Source organism: Thalassobacillus pellis (assembly GCF_016908295.1).
Taxonomy (GTDB): domain Bacteria; phylum Bacillota; class Bacilli; order Bacillales; family Halobacillaceae; genus Thalassobacillus; species Thalassobacillus pellis.
Genome location: NZ_JAFBDO010000002.1, coordinates 635,433 through 656,421, shown reverse-complemented (window position 1 = coordinate 656,421; position 20,989 = coordinate 635,433). Strand labels below are relative to the sequence as shown.

The following is a 20,989-nucleotide window of genomic DNA, read 5'->3' as shown; positions in this document are numbered from 1 at the left end:
AAGCCCATTGGCCAAAAAAGCTAAGGTGGAAAAGCGTCAGAACAAGCATTTGAACCGATTCCAATACACCCAGGACCAGGCGATTGAAAAACCATTCAACTGGGAGCAGATGGTTCGCCTGCTGCAATATTTGAAGCCTTATTCCAAAAGATTGCTGCCTGCAGCTATTATTGCGATGCTGGTTTCAACAATCATCCGACTCGTCGTTCCGATCCTGATCGGTAAAGTTGCAATTGACGTGGCAATTACAGATGGGAATATCCCGTTATTAATCCAGTTGGTAGTCGGGATTGCCATATTATATCTTTTCAGTTATTTGGGAAATGTGTTCCGAATTAAGTGGGTAAACATTCTCGGTCAAAATGTTATCTATGATATTCGGAAACATCTGTTTTCTCATGTGCAGCGGCTATCCCATCGTTTTTTTGATTCCAGATCAGCGGGGTCTATCCTCGTTCGGATCATGAACGATATCAACTCGCTGCAGGAGCTATTTACAAACGGGATCATCAACCTCTTAATGGACGTCGTCACTCTTGTTGGAATTGTCGTCATCCTGTTCGTGCTCAGCCCGAAACTGGCACTAGCAATCATGGTCATTTTGCCGATCATGTTTTATATCTCTACGAAACTCAGAAGAAATATCCGACGGTCGTGGCAGCGAGTTAGGATTCAGCAATCTCGTCTGAATTCCCATTTGAATGAAAGTCTTCAGGGGATTAGAATCACCCAGTCTTTTTCCCAGGAAAGGGAAAACGCAGAGTTCTTTGATGGCGTGAATACGGAAAATTTTGAAGCGTGGAGAAATGCCACCAAAAAAAGTGCCATGTTCCGCCCTTTTGTAGAAATGAGTAATGCTGTCGGAACAGTAATATTGATTTCCTACGGTGCGATTCTTATCATTAACGGGGGAATCGAAGTAGGTACATTTGTATCTTTTGCCTTTTTCCTGGGGATGTTCTGGGAACCGATTTCCCGTCTTGGCCAGATGTACAATCAACTGCTAATGGCGATGGCAGCTTCTGAAAGGATTTTTGAGTTCCTCGATGAGGAACCGAATGTGGAAGAGAAATCAGATGCAAAGCGTCTTGATGACATGCAGGGACGTATCGAGTTCGACCGCGTCGAGTTTTCGTATGATGAAAAACGGACTGCGTTACATGAAATTTCCCTTGAAATGAAGCAGGGGCAGACCGTTGCTCTTGTCGGCCATACCGGTTCAGGAAAATCGACGATAGCCAATCTCATCAGCCGCTTCTATGATCCAACCAAAGGTTCTGTCAAAATAGATGGCCATGACCTCAGGGACCTCACCATTGAAAGCGTGCGGCAGCAGATTAGCGTGGTTTTGCAGGATACATTCATTTTTTCAGGAACGATCATGGAGAACATTCGCTTCGGTCGTCCGGATGCTACCGATGATGAAGTAATGGAAGCAGCAAAAGTAGTCGGCGCAGATGATTTTATTAAACGTCTATCAAACGGGTATCAAACAGAAGTGGAAGAACGGGGAAATGTGCTGTCTGCAGGCGAAAGACAGCTATTATCCTTTGCACGGGCGCTTTTAGCAAATCCCCGTATCCTTATTCTCGATGAAGCAACAGCAAGTATTGATACAGAAACAGAAGTGAAAATCCAAAATGCTTTACGTAAGCTGTTGAAAGGAAGAACGGCGATCATCATCGCGCACAGACTTTCCACCATCCGTGAAGCTGATAATATCATCGTACTCGAGCATGGACGTATCCTTGAACAAGGAAGTCATGAGGAATTGATGGATAAAAAAGGCGAGTATTTTGACCTTGTTAAAACACAATTCCAGATGCTCGATGCGATATAAGATAAGCTAACTCTCTGTCCTGTTAAAGGATAGAGAGTTTTTAATTGCTTCACCAGGATAAGTATTTTACAATGAAAGAAAGTTATAATTGTGAAAGTATTCACATACAATTTAAATTCACCCATATGTAATTTTAGGTTTGATAGAGGAAATTTAGTAAAAACATAACTATATGTGCATTTTCAATAATTTACTGTTTGATTAAGGCGAAAAGCCGATAGGAACTTTCATAGAAATTGACTATCAAGCTTTGCCAGACTGTATCAGCGTTTTCGTATGAAGCGATATTTCAGAATATGGAATTGTTGGGGGTTTTACGAATGTTTGAATACGATAGCGTGATAATGAGCAGATTGCTTACGTCATTGACACTTACTTTCCATATCATTTTTGCAACTATTGGGGTGGGTGTCCCGTTGATGATTTCGATTGCAGAATTCATGGGAATCAAAAAGAAAGACCCACACTATATCTTATTGGCAAGGCGTTGGACAAGAGGGTTCGTCATTACCGTTGCTGTCGGAGTCGTGACAGGTACAGCTATCGGTTTACAGTTATCTTTGCTGTGGCCAAGCTTTATGCAGGTTGCTGGAAACGTCATCAGCCTGCCATTGTTTCTCGAAACTTTCGCATTTTTCTTTGAAGCGATATTTCTTGGTGCCTATTTATATACATGGGACCGGTTCAGGAAACCCTTGTACCACTGGCTCCTGTCTATTCCGGTAGTGATTGGAGCAAGTATGTCTGCTTTTTTCATAACGACAGTTAACGCGTTTATGAATACGCCGCAAGGTTTTGAGCTGGAAGGAAGGACTTTGACCTCGATTGATCCGATTGATGCGATGTTCAATCCGGCTACCCCTACGAAAGTGTTCCATGTCCTGTCAACAGCTTATTTGACTTCCGCAGCTGTGCTTGCTGCAATAACCGCTTTCTATATACTTAAAAAGAAAGGTTCGGATTATCATAAGAAAGCATTGAAGCTGACTGTTGGATCGATTTTCATCTTTGCTTTGCTGACTGCGGTTGCAGGTGATTTATCGGCAAAATTTCTTGCTGAACATCAACCGGAAAAACTGGCGGCAGGTGAGTGGCATTTTGAAACCGAAAAAGGTGCTGATTTAATCGTCTTTGGAACCTTATCTGAGGATATGGAGGTTGAAAATGAGATAAGATTACCGAATGTGCTCAGTTTCCTGGCAAAAGGGGAATTTGACGCGAAGGTGACAGGTCTCGAAGAAATTCCGGACGACGAACAGCCGCCGCTTTGGATCCATTACATGTTCGACCTGATGGTGATGATCGGCTTTTATTCCCTGGGAGTGTCGCTGCTTTTCCTTATTCTTGCAAGGTTTAAAAAGTGGAACGAATATAACCGCTGGCTGTTATGGCTGATCGTCATCAATGGACCGCTTGCTATGCTTGCCATTGAATTTGGCTGGATATTTGCAGAAGTCGGCCGTCAGCCGTGGATACTGCGAGGCTATATGAAAGTAGCTGAGGGGGCGACAACCTCACCACATGTAGATTGGATGTTTGTCCTATTCCTTGCTCTTTATTTTGTGCTTGGTGTCGGCGTTGTGGTCGTCCTCCGGAAACTGTTCAAAAACAATCCGGCGGAGCTTGAGCTAGAACAGAGGTACCCGGAAATCTCCAGGCAGGAAGGGGATGAGCACTAATGGCCTATGAAATGATCGGAATCACTGTCCTTTGGATATTCCTTTATGGTTATCTTATTGTTGCATCGATCGATTTTGGTGCCGGATTTTTTGCTTATTACGCTAAAATCACTAAGCGGGATCATGTCATCAACAAGCTCATTTCCCGCTATTTATCTCCAGTTTGGGAAGTTACCAATGTCTTTTTTGTCTTTTTCTTTGTCGGCCTTATCGGTTTTTTTCCGGATGCCGCCTATTATTATGGCCAGACATTGTTAATCCCCGGAAGTATTGCCATCGTTCTTATTGCCATTCGAGGATCTTTTTACGCATTTGAAAATTATGGTTCAAAAGAAAGTAATGTGTATTTATTTCTTTATGGTGCTACAGGGCTTTTGATTCCTGCTGCCTTGTCGACGGCTTTGACGATTTCTGAAGGGGGATTCATCAAAGAAACAGAAACTGGGGTTCATTTGGAGACAACTGCATTGCTTACAAGTCCTTACTCGTGGAGTGTTGTCTTCCTTGCCATTGTTTCCGTACTTTATATCAGTGCATGTTTCCTCACTTTTTATGCTTACCGGGCTGATGATCAGGACGCCCTCGAGTTAATACGGAAATACGCACTGTTCTGGAGTTCACCGACAATCATTGCCAGTCTTACCACATTCATCGCCATGAGCCAGCACAATGAAGCTCATTTCAACCGGATGATGGAATACTGGTGGGTCTTTGGAGGTTCAGTTGCTTTCTTTTTAGTCGCGCTATTCTTTATTTACCAGGGAAAGTATTATGGTTGGGCATTTATAGCAGTCATGCTTCAATTCCTGTTCGCATTTTTCGGTTATGGAGCTTCCCATTTACCATATCTCTTATACCCTTATATTACGATTTCAGAGGGTGTAGTGAATGATTCTATGGGCCTTGCCTTAGTCATTGCCTTTATTGCCGGGCTTTGCCTGTTACTTCCTTCGTTGTTCATGCTGATGCGCATGTTTTTATTCGACGCAGACTATATAAAAGGGAAGAAGTGATGGGCAGCTTCCCAACGTGATGTGTTTTCATAGAAAAAGTATGGTAAAATACTGCTATCTGAAGCAGTAATGGGGGATCGACATGAAGAAGGAATATGCAGTAATCGGTTTAGGACGATTTGGTGGCAGCATTTGCCGGGAGCTAAGTAGTGAAGGGATGGAAGTGCTCGCCATCGACATTGATGAAGATAAAGTAAACGAATATAAAGAAATTGCTTCTCATGCAGTGATTGCCGATTCGACTGACGAAACGGTGCTGCGTGAACTCGGCATCCGTAATATTGATCATGTCATCGTCGCCATTGGGGATAACATTCAGGCAAGCCTGTTGACGACTTTGATGCTGGAAGAACTCGGTGTAAAAAAGATAACAGTCAAAGCGCAAAATGACTACCACGAGAAAATTTTAAGCAAAATCGGTGCCGACCATGTCGTCCACCCGGAACGGGATATGGGAAAACGTATAGCCCATAATATCATTTCCAACAACATCCTTGACTATATCGAGCTTTCTGACGACCATAGTGTCGTGGAGGTGAAAGCAGGTGCGAAAATGAGGGATAAAACCCTTGTAGACCTGGATATCCGCGCCCAGTACGGCTGTAACGTGGTAGCCATCAAACGCGGAAAAGAAATTTTTGTGTCCCCGCGGGCAACGGAAGTGATTCATGAAAATGACGTGCTGATTGTCATAGGTGCTGATAAAGATATCTCCAGATTCGAAAAGAACCTCGTAGTAGAGGAAGATTAATAACTAGCCGGAGGCATAGCTTCCTGCTAGTTTTTTTGTTGTACGTCAAAGTTTCAGCTTAAAAAGCCTATTAACGCCTCATGTTTCCTCCTCCCTGAAAAAGGTAATACAAAACTATGTTGAAAAATTGAAATATTGCCAGTAGGGAAAGGATGATTGTTATGGCAGAACAACGTACAGGGGAAATCATGACCAATATACTTAGGGAATGGGGAGTAGACCACTTATACGGTATGCCAGGTGATTCCATCAATGAATTTGTCGATGATCTCAGAAAACACGAAGATGAAATAAGATTTATCCAAATCCGTCATGAAGAAGTAGGTGCCCTCGCGGCTTCATCCTATGCAAAGCTTACTGGAAAACTTGGTGTCTGCTTATCGATAGCCGGTCCAGGAGCCGTACACCTGCTGAACGGTCTTTATGACGCCAAGGCAGATAATGCACCAGTTTTGGCTATTGTTGGGCAGGTACAGAGCGAAGCTGTCGGCACGGATGCGTTTCAGGAGATTAACCTGGAGCGTTTATTTGACGATGTGGCTGTTTACAACAGACGGGCAGAAACCGAAGTCCAGCTGCCTGATATGCTTGACCAGGCGATAAAAGAAGCATACGCGAAAAAAGGTGTAGCGGTTCTGATAGTGCCTGATGATTTATTTGCGAAAAAACAAAAGCTCGGGCAACGCCTGGTTTCAGGCGAATACTATAAGCCGGAAATTTTCCCTGCTGAAAATGCACTGGAAGATGCCAGAGAACTTCTTGAACAGGCCGAAAAACCGCTGATACTTGCAGGAAAAGGAGCAAAACATGCCTCGAAGGAACTGATTGCTTTTGCGGAGCATATGAAGGCCCCAGTGATATTAAGTCTGCTGGGGAAAGGGGTTCTTCCAGATAACCACCCATATTGCCTGGGGCAGCATGGCCAAATCGGAACGAAACCTGCATACAAAGCAATGAAGGAAACGGATTTGCTAATCCTGATCGGAACACAGTTCCCTTATCGGGACTTCCTTCCTGATGATGCAAATGCGATCCAGATTGATAACAAACCAGAAAACTTAGGGAAAATCTATCCGATAACAACCGGACTGGCAGGGGATGCAAAAGAAACCTTACAATACCTGACTTCCCATTTAACAGAAAAGAGTAATGATGCTTACCTGAAAAACTGCCAGGACGAGATGCACCAGTGGCGTGTGCACTTACAGGAAGAAAAGAGGAGTGAAGAAAATCCTTTACAAGCCCCACAAGTGATGCACCATCTTGAGCAGGTTATGAAAAAAGATGCCATTATTTCCTGTGATGTCGGAAACGTTACCGTCTGGGTGACTAGGTTTCTCCCATTATTACAGCAGGACTTTTTAATTTCAGGATATTTGGCAACAATGGGCTGCGGACTGCCCGGGGCTATCGCCAGTCAGATAGCATATCCCGACAGGCAAGTGGTGGCTGTCTGTGGAGATGGCGGTTTTACCATGGTTTCCCAGGATTTTGTAACAGCCGTCAAATACGACCTGCCAATCAAAGTAATTATTCTGAACAATAGTTCCATCGGTATGATCAAATTCGAACAGCAGGAAATGGGACATCTCGATTATCAGACGGAGCTTGGAGAAATGGACTTTGCCAAATTCGCGGAAGCTTGCGGAGGTGAAGGTTATCGCGTCGAAAAACATGAAGACCTGGATGTAAGCTTAAAGCAGGCGTTCCTGTCAGATAAACCAGCGATCATTGATGTCGCGGTTGAATCGCAGGCACCACTTCCTGGCCATATCGGTTACGAACAGGCAATCAGCTATAGCAAATATCTGATCAAAGAGTTTTTCGAAAGCGGTGAAGTAAATCTTCCAGACATGAGAAAATCACTCCGCCGTTTATCAAAATAACAGAAAAAAGCATGAGTAGCTCGGAGAATATAAAAATACTCCGAGCTATTTTTTCATCATAAGAACCGATGCAAATGAAAAGAAGATACCTTTAACTCCCGGACAACTCAAAAAGGGCTATCTCCAGAAGTCTAAGTTAGACATTGGAGACAGCCCTTATTTTTTAAAATCAGACTTCCATAATGATCGGTAAAATCATTGGACGTCGTTTGGTTTTGTCAAATAGGAATGGGGCGATCGTATCAGTGATCTCATTTTTAATTTCAGACCATTGTGTAGTACGTCGTTCCATCACTTTTTCCACGTGGGAGGCGACTAGCTTCTGTGCCTCTTTGATCAAGTCTTCGGATTCACGCATATAAACAAATCCGCGGGAAATGATGTCAGGACCAGATGCAATCTTGAATTCTTTCATGTTAATGCTTACGACCACAATAACAAGTCCTTCTTCGGAAAGGATTCGACGGTCACGTAATACGATATTACCGATATCGCCAATACCACTTCCATCTACATAGACAGAACCGGATGGGATTTTGCCGGCGATCATCGCATTGTCTTTTCCTAATGCAAGGACATCACCATTATCCATCACAAAGCAGTCGCTGGGATCTAAATTACATTCCTGCGCAATCTTGGTGTGTTCTTTGAGCATGCGATATTCCCCGTGAATAGGCATGAAGTACTTAGGCTGAATTAACCGAAGCATCAGCTTCATTTCTTCCTGACTGCCGTGACCGGAGGTGTGAATGTCATTTAATGGACCATGAATGACATCCGCTCCATTCCGATAAAGCATGTTGATTGTCCTTGATACACTGATGGTATTCCCCGGGATCGGTGAAGAAGAGAAAACGACAGTGTCTCCTGGCATAGTTTGAATTTGACGGTGTGTACCGTTAGCAATCCGGGATAGGGCGGCCATCGGTTCACCTTGCGAGCCGGTGCAAAGTATTGTCACTTCGTGTGCCGGCAGACGGTTAATCTGATGCGCATCAATGAATGTATCCTTGGGTGCCTGTATATAGCCCAGTTCTTGTCCAATCCTCATTGATGATTCCATACTGCGGCCGAATACTGCTACTTTACGATTATGTTTGACAGCTGCCTCGACAACTTGCTGTAAACGGTGAATATTCGATGCGAATGTAGCAAAAATCAACCTGCCATTGACGCGGCTGAAGATGTCCTGGATACTTTGGCCAACTACGCGCTCTGATTTGGTAAAGCCAGGCACCTCACTGTTTGTACTATCCGATAATAAGGCTAAAACACCTTCGCTCCCGATTTCTGCCATTTTCGCCAAATTCGCAGGCTCGCCTACAGGAGTGAAGTCAAACTTGAAATCCCCCGTATGGACGACGTTTCCTGGCGGTGTTTTGACGACGATACCATAGGAGTCAGGAATACTGTGTGTCGTGCGGAAAAAAGTTACGGCAGTCTTACGGAATTTAATCACATCATCCTCTTGAATGGTGTTCAACTTTGCATTCCGAAGCAGTCCGTGTTCGTCCAGTTTATTTTTGATGAGTCCGATCGCTAATTTACCAGCATAAATAGGCACATTGATTTCACGCAATAGATAAGGAATGCCTCCGATGTGGTCTTCGTGTCCATGGGTAATGAACAGTCCTTTTATTTTATCTTGGTTCTGCACCAGGTAGGTGTAATCGGGAATGACGTAATCGATTCCGAGAAGTTCGTCTTCTGGGAATTTAATTCCGGCATCAATCAGAATGATTTCATCCTGAAACTGGACACCGTACGTATTTTTACCGATTTCACCCAATCCGCCTAGTGCAAAAACAGCGGTTTGGTCATTTTTTACAAATTTCATGTTCAGACATTCTCCAATTCAAAGTCTTCTGACTGTTTTTCATAATTCAAGTGTTCCTCATCCAGCACTTGAATAAATTCGATGTTGATTCCACGATCGGAGAGCTTTTCCCGTACTCTTCGCTCTGTTTCTGCTTCGACGTACAGCGATTTTGTACGCTCTCGTACAGGAACTTCGTGAGGAAGCTCCTGGTATAATACCTTAAATATCATTACTAATATCTCTCCTAACTACTAGTTATTTCCACATTCTTGTCCTAGCATCAATGATAGCACGTTTTTTTATCGGATGGTAATAATAAAATAATTTGCATCTTCTCCAGCCATTAGGAGAATACCGCGTCAGGCTAACTTTCTTCGTTTCCAAAAATCTTTCCAACGTTTTCTCAGCTTCCTTCTTAAGCGTTTGAGCATGGTGCCCATCTCCTTTCAGATGAAGAAAACAGCCAAAAACGTAAAACCGATCCTATCCCTATTACTCTTAGTATAATACTGTTGAGCTAATATTGAAACAAAGAACCACCAAAACACGATATTTTCACTAATCTGTATAGAAGGCATCCCTATTAAAGCATACTTAAAAGTTAACGGCGTATCCCTTCTCATTCTGTTCAAGTCATGCTAAGGTTTATTCATGTTTTTAATTTGAATGGTTTATAATGCTTATTATTGCCAAATGTGTGTGTTCGAAATCATACTATTACATGTTTGACAAAATGAGAATGAACTATACTTCAAGGATTAACGTGATGGAGGTTGAGGAAGCATGGGTAAAAAAATCGCATTTTTTGATATTGACGGCACTTTATTAAATCACAATAAGGAACTGCCTGTGGAAACCATCCAGGCTATCAAAGACCTACAGAAAAATGACGTTTATTGTGCCATCGCGACTGGCAGAGCGCCGTTCATGTTCGAAGATATCAGGAGAACCCTCGGGATTGACTCCTTTATCAGCTTCAACGGTCAATATGTCGTGTTTGAAGGGGAGGTTGTCTACAAGAATCCTCTATCAACTGAGAAGCTTCAGTTCTTGTACGAAAAGGCTCAGGAAAGCGGACATCCGATGGTCTTTATGAATAATAAGAAGATGAAAGCGACAGAACCGAATCATCGTCATATTGCTGAAAGTCTTGGCAGTCTGCATTTTGACTACCCGGCAATTGATAAGGACTTTTATCAGGATAATGAAATTTATCAATCTTTGTTATTCTGTGAAGGAGATATAATTAATTCCTATCGCGGAGAGCATAATGGTTTTGATTTTATCCGTTGGCATCCGTTAGCTTGCGATGTACTTCCGGGGGGAGGTTCAAAAGCGGAAGGAATCAAAGCACTCATCCAAGCTGCCGGACTCGAGACGGAAGATGCCTACGCTTTTGGTGATGGCCCGAATGATATCGAAATGATGGAGTTGGTTGGTACGTCTGTGGCCATGGGTAATGCACTGCCGGAAACAAAAGCCGCTGCTGATCATATTACCGAAGATGTCGATGAGGGAGGGCTTGTCAAAGCCATTTATGAGGTAGGGTTGTTAAAATAACCCTTGATGATAGAAGATGAAAAAGACCATATTAAAAGTCACATGCCTTGCAGGCGGCCACTAAAAAAAGTTTTATATAACCCAAAGGACTGGTGAAATCTTGTTGCTGATTCTCACGAAACGCTTGCCGGCGGAGGCTTGCCGCGGGCACGGTCTCAGCTAACTTGGTCATGAAGACCGCTTGATCAAATGGATCTTCGGCTCGTGCTGTTCCCGCAGGCGTCACCACCTCTCGCTGATTCTGGAATCAACCATGATATAACAGTACAGTATGGCATTATAATACTTTAAAAGTGCCCAATATAAAAAGAGTGATTTTCTTTGATAAGGAATCCACTCTTTTTTCTTGTACAATAAGATCACTATATAAGCGGGATTCGATATTAGACCGTCAATTATCCATGAATTTAAGTCACTACGAGGGACCGGCTTATGTGAAAACAGAGGGTAAACTTATGAAGAAATAGAGGCATGGAATCCCTCAACGTTAAAGTCAAAACGGTCTGCATGGACATAAAACTTCATACAAACATTTTTTTGAAGGCAGTCTTTCTGAATATAAAAAACACTCTCCTTTTCAAGCAAGGTGGAGGAGAGTGTTTTTTGATATCAGGATATTATAAAAATAGATGGCCCCCTGGAGGTCTTAAGCCGAACCTCTCTGTGGCAAAGAACGTCACGGCGAGTCTTGGCTTAAGCTGGTCGGGGGTGAGCAAGGCGCTTCCGCTTTTGTTAGTCAACGGTCAACAGGTTTAGCGTTCTCTGGCTCTTTGAATGGATTATCCTGGTCAATGTGATCGTAGAACATGATTCCATTCAAATGATCAACCTCGTGCTGGAAAACGATGGCTGCAAAATCTCTCAGCCGTAATTTCACTTCATTTCCCTCCAGGTCAGTCCCCTTAATAGTAACCCGTGCGTATCGTGGTACATATCCAGGAACTTCACGGTCCACAGAAAGACAGCCTTCGCCACTCGTCAAATATGCCTTTTCCACAGAATGACTGACTATTTTCGGATTAAATAATCCATAACTGTACAACTTATCGTTAAAATCGGTGAAATGGACAGCAAGCATACGCTTAGTAAGACCGATCTGTGGAGCTGCAAGGCCGACACCTGGCCTGAGTCCGTATTTCTCACAGATGGTATCATCCTGGCTGTTCTTTAAATATTGCAGCATTTCATTTAATGTATTTCGATCTTCTTCTGAAGGTGGCATAGGTACTTCTGTGGCGACTTCCCGTAAAATTGGATCCCCTTCACGAATGATATCATTCATCGTAATCAATTTCTTAACACCCTTTCTCTCTATGTGCAAATTTCTCCATATAGTTTAACACATAAAACCATTTTTGGGAGCGAACGGCCCATAGTCTTTATAGGGGGTTCGTAAAATAATTGAAATAAAATGTGCTTTCAATTTAAAATTATTTATTATAGTATTGGAAATATGATGAAAAAGTTACATAGTTGTAATGTTTAAGGAGGAAACCACGTGCATGTAAGGAAGGTATTCATACCGTTTTTGATTATCTTTATCGCAATGGCAGGCTGCAGCAACAGTCCAGCTGCCGAGGTGCAAATTTATAATCATCTGGAGAAGGCAGTCGAACTGGAAGAGGAATTTCGTAACCAGCAGCAGCCAATTGTAGAATTAGAGAAGCAAGAACAGGAATTATATAATAAGATTATTGATTTGAGTATGGAAGAGTTCGACCAAATCAAGAAGTTATCCCAACAGGCTATGGAATTAGTCGAGAAAAGACAGGAAAAACTTAAGCTCGAAAAAGAAAGCATTGAAGCAGCACAGGAAGAGTTTGAAAAAATAAAACCGCTGATTGATGAACTTGGAGAAGAACAGGCAAAAGCTAAAGAAATCGCTCAGAAGCTTTACGACACGATGATTAAACGATATGAAGCTTATGATGAGCTTTTTAAAAGTTACCAGGAAGCCATCAAGCTCGATAAGGAATTGTACAAGATGCTGCAGCAGAAAGATTTGACTCAGGAAGAACTGCAGAAGCACATTGAAAAAGTAAATCAAAGTTATAGTAAAGTGATTGAAGCTAACAAGAAATTTAATGAACATACGAACACTTACAACCAGTTAAAAAAGGAATTTTATAAGGCTGCAGGTTTAAATGTGGAGTATGAGGAACAGAATAACGGCGAAGCAGAACAATCCGATTCTGATAGTACAAACGAGAAAGAAGGCAACACTTCAGAAAATAAGAACTAAAATCCCCCTTAAAATAGGGAGGCTACTTAAAAACCTGATGATCTATGGAAGGAAATATTTAAAAAACGGTCTGTATGGATTTAAATCCATACAGACCGTTTTGTCTTTCTAGATTGGTTACTTCTGAGGCTAGTGGGAACAGCATGAGCCGAAGAACCAACTGGCCAAGTGACCTTTTTAACCAAGAAGGCTTTAGACTGTGCCCGCGGCCTAAAGCCTTCGACAAGCGGTTCAAGAGAATCAACATAATAATTGCAGTTTGTTTAGATCATAAGATAGTGACTTTGATGGTCTGGGCTTTTGGAGACAATTATCCGCCGGCAAGCGATTCGATTGTACAATTTCTTATAATACAGTTTTGAAATTCAATTGAAACAGTATGTGCACCACCCGTGCTTCCGGACTGTTTCATTGAGCTGGCACCCACTGTATTCATTGATAAAGTAACACAAAGTGTTTGACGACCTGTATGAAATTAAGCTAAACTACAGAAAGAACATAAATTGTACCATTGCAATTTCCTTTTTCAATGTAACAGTTTAGGCGGTTTAGCCACAATGATTAATATAAAACGCTACAGGGTAAAAAGAATAAGAGCAAATAGGTACAGAATTTCTAAGCTTTTGGGAAAGCTATTGTAAGTAACTATTTTTTTATAAGGAAGGAAGAGGTGACTCACTTTGAAACGCATACTTGAAAACATTGAAAGTCAGTTCGAAATGTTTCAGATTTTGAACGAAAAAGGCGAAGTAGTCAACGAAGATGCCATGCCTGACCTTTCAGATGAAGATCTGAAAGAAATCATGCGCCGCATGGTATACACACGAATTTTGGATCAGCGTTCCATTGCACTTAATAGACAAGGACGCTTGGGATTCTATGCTCCTACAGCAGGACAGGAAGCATCTCAGCTGGGAAGTCATTTTGCATTGGAGAAAGAAGATTTTATTCTTCCGGGATATCGTGATGTACCACAATTGATCTGGCACGGACTGCCACTTTACCAGGCATTCTTGTTCTCCCGTGGACACTTCCATGGTAACCAGATGCCAGAAGGCGTGAATGCGGTCAGCCCGCAAATCATCATCGGTGCTCAAATTACTCAGGCTGCCGGCGTAGGCCTAGGCTATAAGAAACGCGGCCAGGAAGCAGTTGCAATTACTTATACAGGTGATGGCGGTGCTTCGCAGGGTGATTTCTATGAAGGGATTAACTTTGCTGGTGCCTTTGGAGCGCAAACCATCTTTGTCGTACAGAACAACCAATTCGCTATTTCTGTACCGGTAGAACAACAATCTGCAGCAAGAACAATCGCTCAGAAAGCAGTTGCTGCTGGTATTGAAGGCATTCAGGTTGATGGAATGGACGTGCTTGCTGTTTATGCTGCCACAAAAGAAGCTCGTGAACGTGCAATCAGTGGCGACGGACCGACATTGATCGAAACAATGACTTATCGTTATGGTCCTCATACGATGGCAGGTGACGACCCGACTCGCTACCGTACAGAAGAAACTGATAACGAATGGGAGGCGAAGGATCCGATCGTCCGCTTCCGTACTTTCCTTGAAAACAAAGGACTATGGTCTGAAGAAGAGGAAAACGAAGTGATCGACAAGGCTAAAGAAGAAGTCAAAGCTGCCATCAAAAAAGCAGACGAACAGCCGAAGCAGAAGGTCACTGACTTGATGGATATCATGTACGAAGAACTTCCTGCCTTCTTGAAAGAACAACGGGAAGAATATCAGGAAAAGGAGTCGAAATAAATCATGGCACAAATGACAATGATCCAAGCTATCACTGATGCGATGCGCACAGAACTGAAAAATGATGAAAACGTGCTTGTCTACGGTGAAGACGTCGGTTTAAATGGCGGGGTTTTCCGTGCGACGGAAGGACTGCAGAAAGAGTTCGGTGAAGATCGCGTCTTTGATACACCACTAGCTGAATCCGGAATAGGCGGCATGTCAATCGGACTTGCTCTGACAGGCTTCCGTCCAGTGCCAGAAATCCAGTTCTTCGGTTTTGTTTACGAAACCATGGATGCAATCAATGGACAAATGGCACGCTACCGTTACCGTTCAGGCGGTACCCGTCCAATGCCGATCACTGTCCGTTCTCCATTTGGCGGCGGGGTTCATACGCCAGAACTTCACGCAGACAGCCTGGAAGGTCTCATGACACAGCAGCCTGGACTGAAAGTAGTCATTCCTTCCAATCCTTATGATGCAAAAGGATTGCTGATCCAATCAATCAGGGACAATGATCCTGTTATTTTCCTTGAGCATATGAAGCTTTACCGTTCCTTCCGTGAAGAAGTTCCGGAAGAAGAATATACAATTGAACTCGGCAAAGCCGAAGTGAAGCGTGAGGGTAAAGATGTAACTTTAGTCGCTTATGGTGCGATGGTGCATACTGCTCTTAAAGCTTCTGAAGAACTTGAAAAAGATGGAATTGAAGCGGAAGTCATCGACCTTCGTACAGTAGCTCCAATCGATTATGAAACAATTATCGAATCTGTCCAGAAAACGAACAGAGCGGTCGTTCTTCAAGAAGCGCAGAAACAAGCAGGTGTAGCTGCCCAGATCGTTTCTGAAATCCAGGAGAAAGCGATTCTTCATTTGGAAGCGCCTGTCCTTCGTGTGACAGCTCCAGATACAGTATACCCTTTCTCCCAGGCAGAACAGGTATGGCTGCCTAACCACAACGATATTGTGGAAAAAGTAAACCGTGTCATGAACTTCTAAAAGAAACCTAAAATAAAGGAGGCATTTTACGTGGCTTACGAATTTAAACTGCCGGATATCGGTGAAGGTATCCATGAAGGTGAAATCGTCAAATGGTTTGTCAAAGCCGGAGACGATGTAAAAGAAGATGATGTACTTTGCGAAGTGCAAAATGATAAAGCAGTCGTAGAAATCCCATCGCCAGTGGAAGGTACGGTCAAAGATGTTTTGGTTGATGAAGGTACCACCACAACGGTAGGTGAAACGATTATCACTTTCGATGCGGAAGGCTATGAATCCGACGATAGTGAGGAAGAAGCACCGAAGGAAGAAAGCAAAGAAGAAGAAAAGAAAGAAGATAAACAGGCTGCAACGGAAGAAAAAGGTGAGAAAGAAGAAGACAAGCCTGCTGCTAAAGCATCTGAAGAAGAAGAAGATGTCGATGAGAGTAAGCGTGTCATTGCTATGCCTTCTGTCCGTAAACATGCCCGCGATAATGATGTCGATATCCGCAAAGTTAAAGGCACTGGAAAGAACGGCCGTGTGACGAAAGAAGATGTTGATGCATACTTGAGCGGCGACCAGAAAGAAGCAGAAAGCACCGAAGCAAAAGAGGAAGCAAAAGATCAAAGTGCTGCAGCATCTCAAGAGAAACAAGCGCCACAGCTTGAAGGACAATATCCAGAAACCCGTGAGAAAATGAGCGGTATCAGAAAAGCTATCTCCAAAGCGATGGTCAATTCCAAGCATACGGCTCCCCATGTTACATTGATGGATGAAGTAGATGTAACTGCACTTGTTGACCACCGTAAGAAATTCAAGGCTGTAGCTGCAGAGCAGGATATTAAGCTGACATATCTTCCATATGTCGTTAAAGCACTTGTGTCTGCGCTGAAGAAATATCCTTCCTTGAATACACAAGTTGATGACGAAACGGATGAAATCATCCACAAACACTACTATAATATTGGTATTGCAGCAGATACAGATAAAGGATTGCTCGTTCCAGTCGTAAAAGACGCAGACCGCAAATCTGTATTCTCGATTTCAAGCGAAATCAACGAACTTGCTGTAAAAGCTCGTGATGGTAAACTGTCTTCTGAAGAAATGAAAGGCGGTTCAACTACAATTACAAATATCGGATCTGCCGGCGGCCAATGGTTTACTCCGGTCATCAACCATCCGGAAGTGGCGATCCTTGGAATCGGACGTATTGCAGAAAAACCTGTTGTCCGGGACGGTGAAGTAGTAGTTGCACCAGTCCTTGCATTGTCCTTGAGCTTTGACCACCGGATTATCGACGGTGCCACAGCGCAATTGGCAATGAACCACATCAAGCGTTTACTGAACGATCCACAACTAATTATGATGGAGGCGTAAAGTATGGTAGTAGGAGATTTTCCAATTGAACTAGATACGTTAGTAGTTGGCGCGGGTCCTGGCGGTTATGTAGCCGCTATCCGTGCTGCCCAAACAGGGCAAAAAGTAACCATTGTTGATAAAGGAACTCTTGGCGGGGTTTGCCTGAATGTCGGCTGTATCCCTTCCAAGGCTCTTATCCAGGCAGGGCACCGTTTTGCTCACGCTAAGGGCGAAGACGATATGGGAATCAAGTCTGAAAATACGACTGTAGACTTTTCCAAGGTGCAAGAATGGAAGGGTAAAGTTGTTGATAAGCTCACAGGCGGTGTAGAAGGTCTACTTAAAGGCAATAAAGTAGATATCGTCAAAGGCGAAGTATATTTTGTCGACAAAAATACTGTACGCATCATGGATGATAAGAATTCCCAGACTTACACTTTTAATAACTGTATAATTGCGACGGGCTCCCGTCCGATCGAGCTTCCAAATTTCAAATATTCCGATCGTGTACTTGACTCTACAGGTGCATTGAACCTGGAAGAGATTCCTAAAAAAATGGTAGTTATCGGCGGCGGTTATATAGGAACAGAGCTTGGTACTGCTTATGCTGATTTTGATACAGAAGTCACTATTCTTGAAGGTACCAAAGATATTCTTGGCGGTTTTGAAAAGCAAATGACCCAGCTCGTGAAGAAACGTCTTAAGAAGAAAGGCGTAGATGTGGTAACCAATGCAATGGCACAAGGCGTCGAAGAAACCAAAGACGGTGTCAAAGTGACTTATGAAGTCAAAGGCGAAGAAAAAACGATTGAAGCGGACTACCTGCTTGTCACTGTTGGCCGTCGTCCAAACACTGATGAAATCGGCCTGGAGCAGGTCGGTGTGGACATGACAGACGAGGGTCTTATCAAAATTGATAAGCAGTGCCGTACTAATGTCGACAACATTTTCGCAATCGGTGATATCGTAGAAGGACCGCCACTTGCACACAAAGCTTCCTATGAAGGAAAAATTGCAGCAGAAGTTATAAGTGGTGAAAAATCAGAGATCGATTACCTTGGAATTCCGATGGTAGTCTTCTCCGATCCGGAACTTGCGTCTGTCGGTTACACGGAAAGTGAAGCCAAAGAAGCTGGATATGATGTCAAAGCATCCAAGTTCCCGTTTGCGGCTAATGGACGTGCGCTTTCGTTGAATGATACAGACGGTTTTGTAAAAATGATCACCCGCAAAGACGATGGACTAGTCATCGGCGCACAGGTTGCTGGTGCAAACGCCAGTGATATGATCGCTGAGCTTGGACTTGCCATCGAAACTGGCATGACAGCTGAAGACTTGGCACTGACTATCCATGCTCACCCATCTCTTGGTGAAATTACAATGGAAACAGCAGAAGTTGCACTAGGTACTCCAATTCATATCAAATAATAGCTATAATAGAAAATCCTGGACCACTATTGGTCCAGGATTTTTTGATTATCGAGGAAAAATCAAATTCCTTATTAAGAATTGGTAGTTATAAGTGTGGGTACTAATTGAATATAACTGCAAGGCTTGAGATGACTCCTGAGTGGAAATGAAAAAGGGGAAGTGAATGTTTGTTTTATAAAAAGTTCCTCCCAGCCTCTATTTGTGTTTAAATAAATACCTTATTATTCCACAAGTGATGATAGTTGCTGAAAGACTTCTCCCTGCTCCGCATGTCCGGAAATCTGTGTAATTGTTTTACCATTTTTTAATATGATAAGAGTAGGGTATTGGGAAACTTCTTCATGTAGTTTTACCAATTCGGGTGAACGCTTTTTAAAATCGAGGGAGCCACCATAATATTCATTTCGGAATTCCAAAAAAGCATTCAAGTAGGCAGCTTGTTTTTCTGACGCTTGCTTATCTGTAAAGAGATAAACCTCATAGCCTTCTGGGGCGGTACTGATTACTTCTATATTTTTCTGTCCGGGTGTACAACCTGCAACCATTAGAAGCATCGTTACTAAAGGAAAAACTACCTTGGCCATGTTGATCCACTCTCTTTCTATGGAGAAGATGTTTGCTTAAATTTTAACAGAGGAAACACCTTAATTTTCGGATGTTATTGAAATGTCATGGAAGTGAAATGCTTCCGTTTTATCTATGAAAAAAATGATATAGAAAGGGTTACATAGATGCGCACATGGATTTTATACCAACTGTTAATCATATGGTGGAGCAGTTACCTGATAGCTCTCCATTTATCTCATAAAGACCATGAACTGTTCAGAGGGATTCTTTTCTTGTGTTGGGCATATACTGGCGCAGTAATTATGAAAAAATGGGGAGCGGATAGTACACGGCGTCTCCTTCATTCTTTTATTGCGGGGGGATTTGTATGTGTGGGGGACTTCCTTTACTTGATGTTGATAGGAGGAGTGTAGGCTTAAAATGTGAGATATCTGTTTAACTGTGGACTTATGATTGGAACATAAATGAAAACAGTCATTTAGTACAATATCAATGATTAGCTTCTTGTAGAAAAGGTAAAAAAAAGAACTGCCCCTTTAAGTCATGATAGACCTGTCAGGGGCAGTTTTTTTGTAACGCAGTTATATTATTTTTCTTTTTTCAAATTTACTTTCTTCGCTTCTGCAGAGAAAGTTTTTACCAAGGAGAAGCAAAGCATAATCATTATAAAAGTGAACGGAAATGCTGCGATAATGGCTGCCGTCTGAAGGGCTGTCAGGCCGCCTTGCCATAATAGGACGGCAGCTGCTCCCGCCTGGATTATTCCCCAAACGAATTTCACCTGGTTACGTGGGTTCAGGCTTCCTCCTGTCGTTTGCATACCAAGCACGAATGTTGCAGAGTCTGCAGATGTGACAAAGAAAGTACTGATCAGGCAAAGGCCGATAATAGACATGACCATACCAAGTGGAATTTGTTCCAGCATCCCAAATAGGGCAACTTCTGGTCCTAGATCAGAAACAAGCGACTGAAGATTCGTATTCTGGAAGTACTCCAGATTGATTGCAGTTCCACCGAAAATGGAGAACCATAGTGCACCGAAAATAGTCGGAACTAATAGTACGCCCAGAATGAATTCTCGAATCGTACGTCCTTTGGAAACACGGGCTATGAACGTACCCACAAATGGTGCCCAGGAAATCCACCATGCCCAGTAGAAAATCGTCCAGCCATTTACCCAGGAACTGTTTTCTGCAAATGGTGTCATTCGGAAACTCATTTGTGGCAGGTGCTGAATATATGAACCGAATGTCGTTGTAAAGAGATCCATGATGAAATTAGTCGGACCAGCGAATAAAAGGAATACCATTAGGCCGATAGCCAATACGATATTCGTATTACTCAAGTATTTGATCCCTTTATTCAATCCTGTCATAGCTGAAATCATAAACAAGAACGTAACGACAATAATAATGATAAGCTGTAGTGTGAATGTGTCTTCTAATCCAGGTATCAGGTAAGACATTCCACTGGAAATCTGCAAAGCGCCAAAACCTAGGGAAGTGGCGACACCAAAAATTGTTGCAAAAACAGCAATGACATCAATTGTCGTTCCAAGTGGTCCTTTAATTCTGTCCTCTCCGAGCAACGGAACAAGTGCTGCACTGACTACCCCTGGCGCATTTTTTCTAAATTTAAAGTAAGCTAGTGCTAAAGCGATGACTGCATAAATAGCCCATGGATGTAATCCCCAGTGGAAAAAGCTATAACGCATCGCTACTTTGGCTGCATCCTCTGTGCCGCCCTCACCGTAAGGCGGTGTATGGAAGTGGGACAAAGGTTCAGCTGCCCCCCAGAAGACTAGTCCAATACCCATACCTGCACTGAACAACATGGCGAACCAGGTAATGTAGGAGTATTCTGGTTCATCGTCCGGCTTTCCGAGCTTCAAGTTTCCATATTTGGAAAAGATCAAGAAAATGGCGAATGCCAGGAAGCCTGTAGCAGAAAGCAGATAGAACCATCCGAATTTTTCAGTAATGAACCCTTGTACGTTTGTGGTAATGTTATTCAGGTTCCAAGTAGGTAATACTTCCTTTGGAATAACACCCCAGATTATGAAAAGGAATGCAATTGCAACGGAAATGTAAAACACTTTGCTGACTTGCTTCAATCT

General features: G+C 42.9%; 16 protein-coding genes. 11 read left to right on the top strand and 5 right to left on the bottom strand.

Annotation, left to right across the window (positions count from 1 at the left end; translation table 11 throughout):
* Positions 1-7: 7 nt before the first annotated feature.
* The 5 genes from JOC33_RS09085 (at position 8) to JOC33_RS09065 (ending at position 7,169) form a co-directional block, all read left to right on the top strand.
* Positions 8-1,840, top strand: a complete 1,833-nt coding sequence (locus JOC33_RS09085; protein WP_205092171.1) for an ABC transporter ATP-binding protein — start codon at positions 8-10, stop codon at positions 1,838-1,840.
* A 320-nt stretch (positions 1,841-2,160) separates the two neighbouring features.
* Positions 2,161-3,519, top strand: a complete 1,359-nt coding sequence (locus JOC33_RS09080; RefSeq protein WP_205092170.1) for a cytochrome ubiquinol oxidase subunit I — start codon at positions 2,161-2,163, stop codon at positions 3,517-3,519.
* Entirely contained in the window at positions 3,519-4,532 is a 1,014-nt protein-coding gene (locus tag JOC33_RS09075; RefSeq protein ID WP_205092169.1) for a cytochrome d ubiquinol oxidase subunit II, read from the top strand. Before JOC33_RS09080 ends, JOC33_RS09075 begins: the two co-directional genes overlap by 1 nt.
* Before the next feature lie 82 nt (positions 4,533-4,614).
* Positions 4,615-5,283, top strand: a complete 669-nt coding sequence (locus tag JOC33_RS09070; RefSeq protein WP_205092168.1) for a potassium channel family protein — start codon at positions 4,615-4,617, stop codon at positions 5,281-5,283.
* A 161-nt stretch (positions 5,284-5,444) separates the two neighbouring features.
* The gene (locus JOC33_RS09065; RefSeq protein ID WP_205092167.1) at positions 5,445-7,169 is read left to right on the top strand and encodes a pyruvate oxidase; all 1,725 of its coding nucleotides are present in this window, start codon (positions 5,445-5,447) and stop codon (positions 7,167-7,169) included.
* 169 nt (positions 7,170-7,338) lie between these two features.
* Here JOC33_RS09065 and rnjA read toward each other — a convergent pair whose 3' ends face one another.
* Both rnjA and JOC33_RS09055 read right to left on the bottom strand, forming a co-directional pair.
* Positions 7,339-9,006, bottom strand: a complete 1,668-nt coding sequence (rnjA, locus tag JOC33_RS09060; protein WP_205092166.1) for a ribonuclease J1 — start codon at positions 9,004-9,006, stop codon at positions 7,339-7,341.
* A gap of 2 nt (positions 9,007-9,008) precedes the next feature.
* The gene (locus JOC33_RS09055) at positions 9,009-9,218 is read right to left on the bottom strand and encodes a DNA-dependent RNA polymerase subunit epsilon (RefSeq protein ID WP_205092165.1); all 210 of its coding nucleotides are present in this window, start codon (positions 9,216-9,218) and stop codon (positions 9,009-9,011) included.
* A gap of 553 nt (positions 9,219-9,771) precedes the next feature.
* On the opposite strand from JOC33_RS09055, the gene JOC33_RS09050 reads away from it, so the two are divergent.
* The gene (locus tag JOC33_RS09050; protein ID WP_205092164.1) at positions 9,772-10,548 is read left to right on the top strand and encodes a Cof-type HAD-IIB family hydrolase; all 777 of its coding nucleotides are present in this window, start codon (positions 9,772-9,774) and stop codon (positions 10,546-10,548) included.
* Positions 10,549-11,284: 736 nt separating this feature from the next.
* On the opposite strand, the gene def is transcribed toward JOC33_RS09050, so the two are convergent.
* Entirely contained in the window at positions 11,285-11,839 is a 555-nt protein-coding gene (gene def, locus JOC33_RS09045) for a peptide deformylase (protein ID WP_205092163.1), read from the bottom strand.
* A gap of 207 nt (positions 11,840-12,046) precedes the next feature.
* On the opposite strand from def, the gene JOC33_RS09040 reads away from it, so the two are divergent.
* From JOC33_RS09040 to lpdA, 5 genes are all read left to right on the top strand, one after another.
* On the top strand, positions 12,047-12,790 hold the full coding sequence (locus JOC33_RS09040) for a YkyA family protein (RefSeq protein WP_338054490.1): 744 nt from the start codon (positions 12,047-12,049) through the stop codon (positions 12,788-12,790).
* A 680-nt stretch (positions 12,791-13,470) separates the two neighbouring features.
* Positions 13,471-14,553 (top strand): pyruvate dehydrogenase (acetyl-transferring) E1 component subunit alpha, encoded by a 1,083-nt coding sequence (gene pdhA, locus JOC33_RS09035; protein ID WP_275576979.1) that lies wholly within the window; start codon positions 13,471-13,473, stop codon positions 14,551-14,553.
* Between the two features lie 3 nt (positions 14,554-14,556).
* Complete coding sequence (locus JOC33_RS09030; protein ID WP_205092162.1) at positions 14,557-15,534, top strand: alpha-ketoacid dehydrogenase subunit beta; 978 nt, start codon at positions 14,557-14,559, stop codon at positions 15,532-15,534.
* Between the two features lie 30 nt (positions 15,535-15,564).
* A complete protein-coding gene (locus JOC33_RS09025) occupies positions 15,565-16,893 on the top strand; it encodes a 2-oxo acid dehydrogenase subunit E2 (RefSeq protein WP_205092161.1) in 1,329 nt (442 codons plus the stop codon).
* Positions 16,894-16,896: 3 nt separating this feature from the next.
* Entirely contained in the window at positions 16,897-18,303 is a 1,407-nt protein-coding gene (gene lpdA, locus JOC33_RS09020) for a dihydrolipoyl dehydrogenase (RefSeq protein ID WP_205092160.1), read from the top strand.
* A 224-nt stretch (positions 18,304-18,527) separates the two neighbouring features.
* Here lpdA and JOC33_RS09015 read toward each other — a convergent pair whose 3' ends face one another.
* The gene (locus JOC33_RS09015) at positions 18,528-18,890 is read right to left on the bottom strand and encodes a hypothetical protein (protein ID WP_205092159.1); all 363 of its coding nucleotides are present in this window, start codon (positions 18,888-18,890) and stop codon (positions 18,528-18,530) included.
* A 569-nt stretch (positions 18,891-19,459) separates the two neighbouring features.
* On the bottom strand, positions 19,460-20,986 hold the full coding sequence (locus JOC33_RS09010; protein WP_275576978.1) for a glycine betaine uptake BCCT transporter: 1,527 nt from the start codon (positions 20,984-20,986) through the stop codon (positions 19,460-19,462).
* Positions 20,987-20,989 lie beyond the last annotated feature (3 nt).